The 11,599-nt window shown below is 72.4% G+C and carries 7 protein-coding genes and 1 pseudogene; 1 reads left to right on the forward strand and 7 read right to left on the reverse strand.

The window, feature by feature from the left end:
- The 7 genes and pseudogenes from G3I42_RS25120 to bldG all read right to left on the reverse strand — a co-directional run.
- Nucleotides 1-907: pseudogene (locus G3I42_RS25120) on the reverse strand (dTMP kinase); the annotation flags it as partial.
- 582 nt (nucleotides 908-1,489) lie between these two features.
- The gene (gene topA, locus G3I42_RS25125; protein ID WP_164289570.1) at nucleotides 1,490-4,372 is read right to left on the reverse strand and encodes a type I DNA topoisomerase; all 2,883 of its coding nucleotides are present in this window, start codon (nucleotides 4,370-4,372) and stop codon (nucleotides 1,490-1,492) included.
- A gap of 442 nt (nucleotides 4,373-4,814) precedes the next feature.
- On the reverse strand, nucleotides 4,815-5,033 hold the full coding sequence (locus G3I42_RS25130) for a hypothetical protein (RefSeq protein WP_164289571.1): 219 nt from the start codon (nucleotides 5,031-5,033) through the stop codon (nucleotides 4,815-4,817).
- Between the two features lie 250 nt (nucleotides 5,034-5,283).
- Nucleotides 5,284-6,855, reverse strand: coding sequence for a methyltransferase (locus tag G3I42_RS25135; protein ID WP_164289577.1), 1,572 nt, complete (start codon nucleotides 6,853-6,855; stop codon nucleotides 5,284-5,286).
- A 166-nt stretch (nucleotides 6,856-7,021) separates the two neighbouring features.
- On the reverse strand, nucleotides 7,022-7,603 hold the full coding sequence (locus G3I42_RS25140) for an oligoendopeptidase F family protein (protein ID WP_164289573.1): 582 nt from the start codon (nucleotides 7,601-7,603) through the stop codon (nucleotides 7,022-7,024).
- Nucleotides 7,604-8,013: 410 nt separating this feature from the next.
- Nucleotides 8,014-8,466 (reverse strand): ATP-binding protein, encoded by a 453-nt coding sequence (locus tag G3I42_RS25145; protein WP_164289575.1) that lies wholly within the window; start codon nucleotides 8,464-8,466, stop codon nucleotides 8,014-8,016.
- 107 nt (nucleotides 8,467-8,573) lie between these two features.
- Nucleotides 8,574-8,927, reverse strand: a complete 354-nt coding sequence (gene bldG, locus G3I42_RS25150; RefSeq protein WP_007823876.1) for an anti-sigma factor antagonist BldG — start codon at nucleotides 8,925-8,927, stop codon at nucleotides 8,574-8,576.
- Nucleotides 8,928-9,008: 81 nt separating this feature from the next.
- On the opposite strand from bldG, the gene G3I42_RS25155 reads away from it, so the two are divergent.
- Nucleotides 9,009-11,522: a DEAD/DEAH box helicase gene (locus tag G3I42_RS25155; RefSeq protein ID WP_203607309.1), complete on the forward strand. Its 2,514-nt coding sequence runs from the start codon at nucleotides 9,009-9,011 to the stop codon at nucleotides 11,520-11,522.
- Nucleotides 11,523-11,599 lie beyond the last annotated feature (77 nt).

The raw sequence follows: 11,599 nt of genomic DNA on the forward strand, positions 1-11,599 counted from the left end.
CGCGCGCGCCGCCGTCCTCCGCCCCGGCGGTACGCGGCCGGCGCAGGCCCTCCAGCGGGGAGCGCGGGCGCGGCGTACGGCCGCCGGGCAGTTCGAGCGCGGAGACCACGGAGAGCGAGGCGGCGAAGAGACCCGCGGCGACGTACGAGGCGAGCGCGGCCTGGTGCAGCGCGAACCAGTCGAGGCCCGCGCCGAGCAGGTTGCCCACGAGCGTGACGGCGACGAGGGTGAGCGCCGCCGCGGGGATCGCGAGGAAGTTCGTCCGCACCGACAGCGTGCGCAGGGCGCGCAGGTGGTCGGGGAGCGGGCGCACCGCGTCGCCCTCGACCGGTGGCGCGGGCAGCAGCGCGGGTGCGGCGCTCTCGCGGCACACCGTCCACAGCCGCTCCGCGAGACCGGCGACGAACACGGTGACGAGGAGGAGCGCGAGCGCGTTGTCCGGGGTCCAGTCGATCCACAGCGGGGCCACGATGAGCAGCGCCACCCGCACACCGTCGGCACCGGTCATGGTCCAGCGCCGGTCGAGTGGGCCCTCGGGGGCGGTGAGGGCGGTGAGCGGGCCGAGCAGGACGGCGCCGAAGAGCAGCGTGGCGACGAGGCGGGCGCCGACGACGGCCGCGACCGCGAGGGCCGCGCCGCGGTAGCCGCCGCCGAAGGAGTCCTGGAGCACGGCCGACTGGAGCACGAGGACGACGAGCACGAGCAGCCCGAGGGCGTCGCCGACACCCCCCACGAGCTGGGCGCTCCACAGCCGCTTGAGGGGCTGCGAGCGCAGCAACGCGCGGACGGCGCGCTCGCGGGAGTCCGCGACCAGGGCGCTGTCCGAGGTCGTGCTCTGCGAGGTCGCGCTGCCTGACGTCGAGTTGTCTGAGGTCCGGGCGGCGTCCGCCTCCTGCTCGGCTCGCATCATTCGGCCAGCCTATCGGCCGGATCGGACATTCCGTGGCCGCGCCCGAACATACGTCCCCTCACCTGCACTCCTTCTTCTCCTTCCGCGCCCGGCCGGGTGCGGCCGCGCCCGGCCGGGTTCGGCCGGCTTGCGCTGGCTTCGGCCGGGTTCCGAGGTCGGTCGGCTTCGGCCGGGTTGCGCGCTCGGTCGGCTTCGGCTGAGCGGGGTCGCGATCAGCCCTGCGCCGTGCCCGTACCCACTCCGCCGCGGGCAAACAACCGTCTTCAGAACTCGACACGGGTCGTGCCTCGGCACGGACCACGCCTCGGCGAGCGACGAACGTCCACGAGGCAGGCAGGTGCACGGCTGCGCACCGAAGCAGGCACACAATCGTGCACCGAAATGCGCGCACAGTCGTCCACCTGGCTCGGCGCACACTCGTGCACCGAGATTCGCGCACAACCGTTCACCGACCGCCCGCACCCCCCGGCCCCGGCCCCGGCCCCACCCCCCTCCCTGCCGCCACACACGCCAAGGGCCGGGCAGCGTCTTCGCCACCCGGCCCTCACCGCGTCTCAGCCTCGCCTCACTCCGCGAGGCTCACTCGCCGTCGTCTCCAGCCCCTCCGGCCGAACCCGACCGTGCCCCCGCCGCGGTCTTCTTCGCGGCGCTCGCGGCACTCGTCGTCTTCTTGGCGGCCGTCTTCTTCGCGGTCGTCGTCTTCTTCGCCGCCGTCTTCTTGGCGGTCCCCGTCGCGGCCGTCTTCTTCGCGGCGCTCTTCTTCGCGGGCGCCTTCTTGGCCGCCTTCTTGGCGGTCTTCTTCGCCGGCCCCTTCGCGCGCTTCTCGGCGAGCAGCTCGTAGCCGCGCTCCGGCGTGAGGTCCTCGACGCTGTCGGAGGCCCGCAGCGTCGCGTTGGTCTCGCCGTCGGTCACGTACGCGCCGAAACGGCCGTCCTTGACGACAACGGGCTTGCCGCTGACCGGGTCCTCGCCCAGCTCCTTGAGCGGCGGCTTCGCCGCGGCGCGCCCGCGCTGCTTGGGCTGCGCGTAGATCGCGAGCGCCTCGTCGACGGTGATGTCGAAGATCTGGTCCTCGGTCTGGAGCGACCGCGAGTCCGTGCCGCGCTTGAGGTACGGCCCGTAGCGGCCGTTCTGCGCGGTGATCTCGACGCCCTCGGGGTCGGCGCCGACGACGCGCGGCAGCGACATGAGCTTGAGCGCGTCCTGGAGCGTCACCGTGTCGAGGGACATCGACTTGAAGAGCGAGGCGGTGCGCGGCTTGACCGCGTTCTTGCCGGTCTTCGGGGTGCCCTCGGGGAGGATCTCGGTGACGTACGGGCCGTAGCGGCCGTTCTTCGCGACGATCTCGCGGCCCGTCTCCGGGTCGGTGCCCAGCTCGAAGTCGCCGCTCGGCTTCGCGAGCTGCTCCTCGGCGAACTCCACGGTCAGCTCGTCGGGCGCGAGGTCGCTCGGGATGTCGGCGTGCTGGTACTCCTCGGTGCCCTTCTCGCCGCGCTCGACGTAGGGCCCGTACCGCCCGACGCGCAGCACGATGCCGTCGCCGACCGGGAAGGAGGAGATCTCGCGCGCGTCGATCGCGCCGAGGTCGGTCACGAGCTCCTTGAGCCCGCCGAGGTGGTCGCCGTCCCCGTTGCCCGCGGCGGCCGCGGCGCCGCTGCCCGCGCCGTCGCCCTCGCCGAAGTAGAAGCGCCGCAGCCACGGCACGGCCTGCGCCTCGCCGCGGGCGATGCGGTCGAGGTCGTCCTCCATCTTCGCGGTGAAGTCGTAGTCCACGAGGCGGCCGAAGTGCCGCTCCAGGAGGTTGACGACGGCGAAGGAGAGGAAGGACGGGACGAGCGCGGTGCCCTTCTTGAAGACGTAGCCGCGGTCGAGGATCGTGCCGAGGATCGAGGCGTACGTGGAGGGGCGGCCGATCTCGCGCTCCTCCAGCTCCTTGACGAGGCTGGCCTCGGTGTAGCGGGCGGGGGGCTTGGTCGCGTGCCCGTCCGCCGTGACCTCCTCGGCGCTCAGCGGATCGCCCTCGGCGACCTGCGGCAGGCGCCGCTCGCGGTCGTCCAGCTCCGCGTTCGGGTCGTCGGCGCCTTCCACGTACGCCTTGAGGAAGCCGTGGAAGGTGATCGTCTTGCCGGAGGCGGAGAACTCGGCGTCCCGGCCGTCGCTCGCCGTGCCGCCGAGGCGGACGGTGACGCTGTTGCCGGTCGCGTCCTTCATCTGCGAGGCGACGGTGCGCTTCCAGATCAGCTCGTAGAGCCGGAACTGGTCACCGGTCAGCCCGGTCTCGGCGGGCGTGCGGAAACGATCCCCCGAGGGGCGGATCGCCTCGTGCGCCTCCTGCGCGTTCTTGACCTTGCCGGCGTACGTGCGCGGCTTCTCCGGGAGGTAGTCGGCGCCGTACAACTGCGTGACCTGGGCGCGCGCGGCGGAGATCGCCGTGTCGGAGAGCGTCGTGGAGTCCGTACGCATGTAGGTGATGAAGCCGTTCTCGTACAGCTTCTGCGCGACCTGCATGGTCGACTTCGCGCCGAAGCCGAGCTTGCGGCTCGCCTCCTGCTGGAGGGTCGTGGTGCGGAAGGGCGCGTACGGGGAGCGGCGGTACGGCTTCGACTCGACGGAGCGCACGGCGAAGCTCGCCTCGGCGAGGGCGCTCGCGAGAGTGCGCGCGGCCTGCTCGTCGAGGTGGAGGACGTCCGACTTGAGCCGGCCGCTCGCGTCGAAGTCCCGGCCCTGCGCGACGCGCTTGCCGTCCACGGTGTTCAGGCGCGCGACGAGGGTGGACGGGTCGCTCGCGTCGCCGGTGCGGCCGGTGCCGAAGGTGCCGGTCAGGTCCCAGTACTCGGCGGAGCGGAAGGCAATGCGCTCGCGTTCCCGCTCGACGACGAGCCGCGTGGCGACGGACTGGACACGCCCGGCCGACAGGCCCGACATGACCTTCTTCCACAGCACGGGGGAGACCTCGTAGCCGTAGAGCCGGTCGAGGATGCGGCGGGTCTCCTGGGCGTCGACCAGCTTCTGGTTGAGCTCGCGCGGATTGGCGACGGCGGCGCGGATCGCGTCCTTGGTGATCTCGTGGAAGACCATCCGGTGGACGGGAATCTTCGGCTTCAGGACCTCCTGGAGGTGCCAGGCGATCGCCTCGCCCTCCCGGTCCTCATCGGTGGCGAGGAAGAGTTCGTCGGACTCGCGCAGCAGGTCCTTGAGCTTCTTGACCTGCGATTTCTTGTCCGCGTTGACGACGTAGACGGGCTGGAAGTCGTGCTCCACGTCCACCCCGAGGCGGCGCGTCTCGCCGGTGTACTTCTCCGGGACCTCGGCGGCACCGCTGGGGAGGTCGCGGATGTGCCCGACGCTCGCTTCGACGACGTAGCCGGGGCCCAGATAGCCACTGATCGTCTTCGCCTTGGCGGGCGACTCGACGATGACGAGTCGGCGACCGCCGTTCGCGGTCTCGCTGGTCGGGGACAACGTGGCTCTTCTCTCCGGTCGAGGCTCAAGGTCCGCGGGACGTGAGGACGTGCCCGGGGGCCGGGCCACAGGGGACCCGACGCCTCCCACGCTCCTGCGGGTGGGTGACTGCTGACGCTGCGGAGTGTGACGGTACCTCCCGCCCCCGTGTCAAACGGGAAAAGCCCGCAACGGCCACTCGAACGGTAACCCGACTACCGCCATTCCTGCCGCCCGGACCGGCTCCCAGCCGTTTCGCACGGAGTGCGGTGATACGGACCATCCTGGCTCCGCCGCAGGTGGGAGGGGGTGCGGCCCCCTCCGGCGGTACGCGCGCGGGGCACCCTTACGAGCCATCCCCTGCCCCGACCGCCCGCTCCGCCACCCCCGCGCGAACCCGCCCGCGCCCGCCTCGGCTCCCGCTACGACAACAGCGGTACGCCCGTCCCGCGCCCCACCCGCCTCAGATCCGCCCGAAGCACCAGAACCCCAGCCCCAGACTGCTCACCGCGAACAGCAGCGCGAGCGCGGCGGCGGCCCCCGTCCTGGCCCCCTCCGCCACCGGCACCCCGAGGGCGAGTCGCACACATGTCCACACGAGCAGGCATCCCCCGAAGAGGACGAACACCGTCCCGGCGAAGACCGCCGGCAGGTTCTCCGTGACCGTATCGACCGTGTCCATCCGGGCGTCCGCCTCCCCCGGCGCCGTCCCCGGCACCCCCGCGGGCCGGTCCGACCCCGGCCCCTCCGTTGCGGGAAGGCTGGCAGCGAGCCGCTTCGTCCACACGAACCCCAGGTGAACTCACGGACACCACGAGACGACGAGGACCGGGGAGGGGACGGGGCACGGCTGGGGTGGGCGGCGTACGAGGGCGGGGCGTACGGGGCGAGGCGGCGTACGGGCTCCGCCCGGCCCCGTACGCCCCGCCGGTTCAGCGCACGCCTGGTTCCTCCCCACCCGCCCCCTGCGCCCCGGCGAGTCCCACCGGATACAGGAAGCCCTGCTCGACCAGGAGGCGGATCTGCGCCGGTGTCCGGTCCCGGAGCAGCACCGGGTCCTCCTCCACGAGCTGAGCGATCGCGTCGAGGATCGCGCCCGCGCTGAGCGTGCCGTCGCACACGCCCGCGAAGCCCGCGCCGATCGTGTCGACCCTGGTCGCCCGGCGCATTCCGCGATGCTGGCGCAGCACCACGTACTCCGGGTTCTCCGCGCCCGGCTGCCCGATCTGCTCCTGCACCACCTCGGGAGCGAGCCGGAAGTGGTCGGCGAGAAGCGCCGCGTCGTCGTGCGTACGGAGGTAGTCGAGGCGGGCGAAGTGGGCGCGCACGGCGGGGCCGAGGGGCTGCTCGACCGGGTGCGGCCAGTCCTCGATCGTCACGGAGGGCTCGGCGGACGTCGTGCGGCGCAGCGTGATCCAGCCGAAGCCGATCGCGGTGGTGCCGCGAGCGGCGAAGGAGTCGAGCCATTCCTCGTACCGGCGCGCGTACTCCGCGCTCCCCTCCTTGTGATCCCCCGCGTCCCGCAGCCACAGCTCCGCGTACTGCGTGACGTCCTGGACCTCGCGCTGCACGATCCAGGCGTCGCAGCCCGCGGGCACCCAGTCGCGCACGCGCTCGGTCCACGTCTCGCCGTCGACGTGTTCCCAGTTGGCCAGAAACTGCGCGTACCCGCCCTCGTTGAGCCGCTCCCCCGCCGAGGAGACGAGCTCGCGGCAGAGACCGTCCCCGTCCCAGCCGCCGTCGCGGTAGGTGAGCCGGGCGCCCGGCGAGATGACGAAGGGGGGATTGGAGACGACGAGGTCAAAGGTCTCCGTACCGACCGGCTCGAAGAGCGAGCCCGCGAGCAGACGGGCGGGCGCGGCGCCGGAGAGCGCGAGGGTGAGCGCGGCGAAGACGAGGGCCCGCGGGTTGAGGTCGGTGGCGGTGAGGCGGGCGGCGTGCGGCGAGGCGTGCAGGGCCTGGATGCCGGAGCCCGTCCCGAGATCGAGGACACTGTCGACCGGCGTGCGCACGGTGAGTCCGGCGAGGGTGGTCGAGGCGCCGCCGACGCCCAGGACGACGCCCTCCGCGCGCTTGCCGATCCCTCCGGCCCCGCCCACGGCGCAGCCCAGGTCGGAGACGACGTACCAGTCCTCTTCCTCGGCACCGCCGTACGGCCGGACGTCGACGGTGGCGCGCAGCTCGCCCTCACTGTCCTCACGCAGCCACCCGCACTCCCCTGCCGCCGCCACCAGCTCCTCGCCCAGCACCGCCACCAGCGCCCCGCGGGTCACCGGGCGCTGGAGGAGGAAGAGCCGCACGAGCGTCGCGACGGGGCCCGCGGAGCGGGTGGCGCGCAGGGCCGGCACGGTCTCGCCGCGCGCGAGGGCCGCGTACGCCGGGGCACCGAGCAGGTCGAGCAGTCCGTCCGCGGTGAACTCCGCCTTGCGCAGGGCTTCCCGCAACAGGCCCGCGACCTCGGCGCCTCTGCCCTCGTGGGCGGGCAGGCTCTCGGCGCCGGGCAGCGGCTCGGCGGGGTCGTGGTGGCTCGCGTTCGTGGAAGTGGTGCTCACTCGTCCATTGTGACGGGCCCCACTGACAACGGGCGGCGCGGGCACACGCGAACCGGCTCCGCCCGGCCCGATCCGGGGCGATGCGGGCTCAGGCGGCCCGATCCGGGGCGATGCGGGCTCAGGCGGAGGGGGAGGCGTTCGGCACCGAGGGCGACGGCGACGCCTTCTGGCAGTTCTTCTGGTTCTTCATCGCCTTCGCGACATCGCCGGACTGAAGCTTGTTGAGCGCGGCGTTGCTGCCCCGCGAGATCTTGGCGAGCTGCGCGGCCACGTCCTTGAGCCCGTCGGCGAACTTCGCCTGGTTGCTCGTGTCGAGCCCGTCGACGGTCTTCTTGAGCTTCGCGTACGAGGCGGAGCTGGCGTTCAGCTCCTTGACCACGTCCTTCTTGATGTCCTCGCCGTTGTCGACCGGCGGCGCACCCGCCTTGTCGAGCGACTGGGCGAGCCCCTTGTACGCGGTCGAGAGGTCCTGGAACGCCTTCGAATCGGTCTTCTGGACCTCGGCCGGCTTGCTCGTGTCGGCCGTCTGCTTGTCGATCGCGGCGGTGGCCGAGTTGATCTTGTCGACATCGGGCTTGATGTCGCCACAGAAGGTCTTGGCCCAGTCGTTGACCTTGGCGTCGTTGTCATCGCCGCACCCCGACAGGGCCAGCAGCAGCACCGCACCGCCGGACAGTGCGCACACGAATTTCTTGCTCAACGGATCGGTCCCTCCATGGCTGTCGGCCCCGGAACTTACACGGGGGCGAGGAGGAGCCCGCGCGATCTTCGCGAAGTTCACGGGATTTTGGGCCATTTGCCCCATGGGAGAGATGACTCACGGCATACTGCGCGAAATCGCGGGCTCACCCGCGCGGAGCGGCGGGCCGCCTCTTCTCGGCGGACGGCACACGGACGGGACGCCGCACGGACGGCACTCGGCTCAGTACGCGGCGGAGCGGGAAGCGGTGCGCCGGGAAACGGCGCGCCCGGCGGCGGACCAGAAAACGGCACGCCCGGAAGCGGCGCGCCCGAAAGCCGGGACGGAGCAGCGCGGGAACGCGGGTACGCGAAAGCCCGGGCGCGCCCCGAAGAGCCCGCCCGGCCGAGGCCGCGACAGGTACGTACCGCTCAGGCGTGAGGCGCGCTGTCCGCGAGGACGTCGGGTTTGGCCGGCCACGTCATCCGCAGACGGCCGCCGTTCTCGCCCGTGGTGACTTCCACGTCGTCGACGAGTCCGCTGATCACCGCGAGGCCCATCTCGTCCTCGCCCTCGGTGTCCACCTCGTCGTCGCGGATCATCGCGCCGGGGGTGGCATCCGTCACCGAGGCATGTGGGGCCTGATCGACGACCTCGATGGAGAACTGGTTCTCCGCCTCGATCAGTCGCACGCTCACCGGTTCGGTCACCCCGTGGTTCCGGTGCAGCCCCACCGCGCGCGTGCACGCCTCGCCCACGGCGAGCCGTACCTCGTCGAGTACGGCCTCGTCGACACCGGAGCGACGTGCCACCGATGCCGCCACCAGCCGGGCCGTCCTGACATGCGCGGGCAGCGCGCTGAAGCGGAGTTCGACGGTGGCCATGCGGTCCCCCTCAGACGTACGAACGTGCCTGCGGGCGCGCCGGAGGAGAAGACCCGGCGGCGGCCCGCCTCCGGCCCCGGGCCCAGCGGCCCGGGGCGGAGCGGAACTCAGTCGGTGGCCGCGACGGCTTCCTCGACCGAGGTGTGAATGGGGAAGACCTTCGTCAGGCCCGTGATGCGGAAGATCTTGAGGATCCGCTCCTGATTGCACACCAGGCGGAGCGAGCCCTCATGAGCCCGGACCCGCTTGAGGCCACCCACCAGGACGCCGAGACCGGTGGAGTCGAGGAAGTCGACTCCTTCCATGTCGACCACCAGGTGGAAATTGCCGTCGTTCACCAGCTCCACGAGCTGCTCACGCAGCTTGGGAGCGGTGTAAACGTCGATTTCGCCGCCAACCTCGACGACCGTACGGTCGCCACCGGGGCCGGACACATTGCGAGTCGACAGGGACAGGTCCACTGATCCTCCAGCACCTTGCTATCGAGCGGTCGTCCCTCGGGACACCTCGGCCTGAGCCCCCGGGACGGTTCGCCAGCCGCCATGGCATTCAATCACTTACCGGTACGCGCGCACGACGCCTTCAGAGCATTGTCCGCCGCGCCAGTGACACACTCGATGTCGATGGCCACGTACTCCACGACCGGCCGGCCCCCTCGGGGCCCGGCCGCACAGCACTCTCCCCGAGCGGTTCTGGACCGTCTCGCCGGGGGGTCGAGCCGCGCTGAGCGCATCACTCATACGGAGCACCTGCCCCCGCGCCCGGCGAGCTATGCCGTCTGGCCGCATCAGGTTCGGCCGGAAGTGATCGCCGCCGTGCAGGAGTCCGGCATCGAGCACCCGTGGTCGCACCAGGCCCGGGCAGCGGAGCACGCGCTGAACGGCGAGTCCGTCGTGGTCTCGACCGGCACCGCCTCCGGCAAGTCACTCGGCTATCTCGTCCCCGTCCTCTCCACGCTCCTCGACGGCTCCGAGGCCCCCAACGGGCGCGGCGCCACCGCTCTGTACCTGGCCCCGACGAAGGCGCTCGCCGCCGACCAGCGACGCGCCGTGCGCGCGCTCGCCGCCCCGCTCGGCCGCGCCGTGCGCCCCGCCGTCTACGACGGCGACACCCCCGTCGAGGAACGCGAGTGGGTCCGCCAGTACGCGAACTACGTCCTGACCAACCCCGACATGCTCCACCGGGGCATCCTGCCCTCGCACCCGCGCTGGTCCTCCTTCCTGCGTGCGCTCAAGTACGTCGTCATCGACGAGTGCCACGTCTACCGCGGCGTCTTCGGCTCCCACGTGGCCCAAGTCCTGCGCCGGCTGCGCAGGCTCTGCGCCCGGTACGGCTCCAAGCCCGTCTTCCTCCTCGCCTCCGCCACCGCCGCCGAGCCCGCCCTCGCCGGTCAGCGGCTCACCGGGCTGCCGATCGCCGAGGTCGCCGAGGACGGCTCCCCGCGCGGCGAGGTCGTCTTCGCCCTCTGGGAGCCCCCGCTCACCGAACTCCAGGGCGAGAAGGGCGCACCCGTCCGCCGCACCGCGACCGCCGAGACCGCCGACCTCCTCACCGACCTCACGCTCCAGGGTGTGAGATCCGTCGCTTTCGTCCGCTCCCGGCGCGGCGCCGAGCTGATCTCCGTCATCGCCAAAGAGCGTCTCGCCGAGCGGGACCGGAGCCTGGCATCCCGCGTCGCCGCCTACCGCGGCGGCTACCTCGCCGAGGAACGCCGCGCCCTGGAAGGCGCCCTGCACTCCGGCGAGCTCCTCGGCCTCGCCGCCACCACGGCCCTCGAACTGGGCGTCGACGTGGCCGGCCTCGACGCCGTCCTCATCGCGGGCTACCCCGGCACCCGCGCCTCGCTGTGGCAGCAGGCGGGCCGCGCGGGCCGTACGGCGCAGGGCGCCCTCGCCGTTCTCGTCGCCCGCGACGACCCGCTGGACACCTTCCTCGTCCACCACCCCGAAGCGATTTTCGACCAGCCCGTCGAGTCCACCGTCCTCGACCCGGACAACCCCTACGTCCTCGCCCCGCACCTGTGCGCCGCGGCCGCCGAACTGCCCCTGACCGAGCAGGACAAGGGCCTGTTCGGCCCGGCGAGCGCCGGACTGCTTCCGCAGTTGGAGGCCGCCAAGCTGCTGCGCCGCCGCGGCCTGTCCTGGTATTGGACCCGCAAGGAGCGCGCCGCCGACCTCACCGACATCCGCGGCGAGGGCGGCCCCCCGGTGCAGATCGTGGAGGAGGGCACAGGGCGTCTGCTCGGCACCGTCGACGCCTCCGCCTCGCACACGACCGTCCACGAGGGCGCCGTCCACCTCCACCAGGGCCGCACCTACCAGGTGCGCACCTTCGACCTCGACGCGCACGTCGCCCTGGTCGAGGAGGCGTCACCCCCGTACACGACCGTCGCCCGCGACACCACCTCCGTCTCCGTCCTGGAGACCGATCGCTCGATCCCCTGGGGCGAGGGCCGCCTCTGCTTCGGCTCGGTCGAGGTGACCCATCAGGTCGTCTCCTACCTGCGCCGCCGCCTCCTGACCGGCGAGGTCCTCGGCGAGACGAAGCTCGACCTGCCGCCGCGCCACCTGCGGACCCGCGCCGTGTGGTGGACCGTCACCGAGGACCAGCTCGACGCCGCCCTCGTCCACCCGCAGCAACTCGGCGGCGCCCTCCATGCCGCCGAGCACGCCTCCATCGGTCTCCTTCCACTCTTCGCCACGTGCGACCGCTGGGACATCGGCGGAGTCTCCGTACCGCTCCACCCCGACACCCTGCTGCCCACCGTCTTCGTCTACGACGGCCACCCCGGCGGGGCCGGCTTCGCCGAGCGCGCCTTCGGCACCGCCCGCGAATGGCTCACCGCGACCCGCGAGGCCATCGCCGCCTGCGAGTGCGACTCCGGCTGCCCCTCCTGCGTCCAGTCGCCCAAGTGCGGCAACGGCAACGAGCCTCTCCACAAACGCGCCGCCGTCCGCCTCCTCACCGAACTCCTCAAGGGCGCCCCCGACCCGGCTCCGCCCCCGGAAACCAGCTCTGCCCCAGTGCCCCGACCGGCGGCCCCGCCCGCGCCCTGACCCGCACCGTCCACGGCCCGACGGACCCCACCGCGGTGACATCGGCGTACCGCCCGCGCAACCCGCACCTGGCGAGC

It is taken from the genome of Streptomyces sp. SID11385, from assembly GCF_010548245.1.
Taxonomy (GTDB): Bacteria; Actinomycetota; Actinomycetes; order Streptomycetales; family Streptomycetaceae; genus Streptomyces.

Excerpts from the sequence above, each read along its gene's own strand:
- G3I42_RS25130 (WP_164289571.1), bottom strand. The coding sequence starts at position 5,033 with ATGGACACGGTCGATACGGTCACGGAGAACCTGCCGGCGGTCTTCGCC.
- G3I42_RS25145 (WP_164289575.1), bottom strand. The coding sequence starts at position 8,466 with ATGGCCACCGTCGAACTCCGCTTCAGCGCGCTGCCCGCGCATGTCAGG.
- G3I42_RS25155 (WP_203607309.1), top strand. The coding sequence starts at position 9,009 with ATGGCATTCAATCACTTACCGGTACGCGCGCACGACGCCTTCAGAGCA.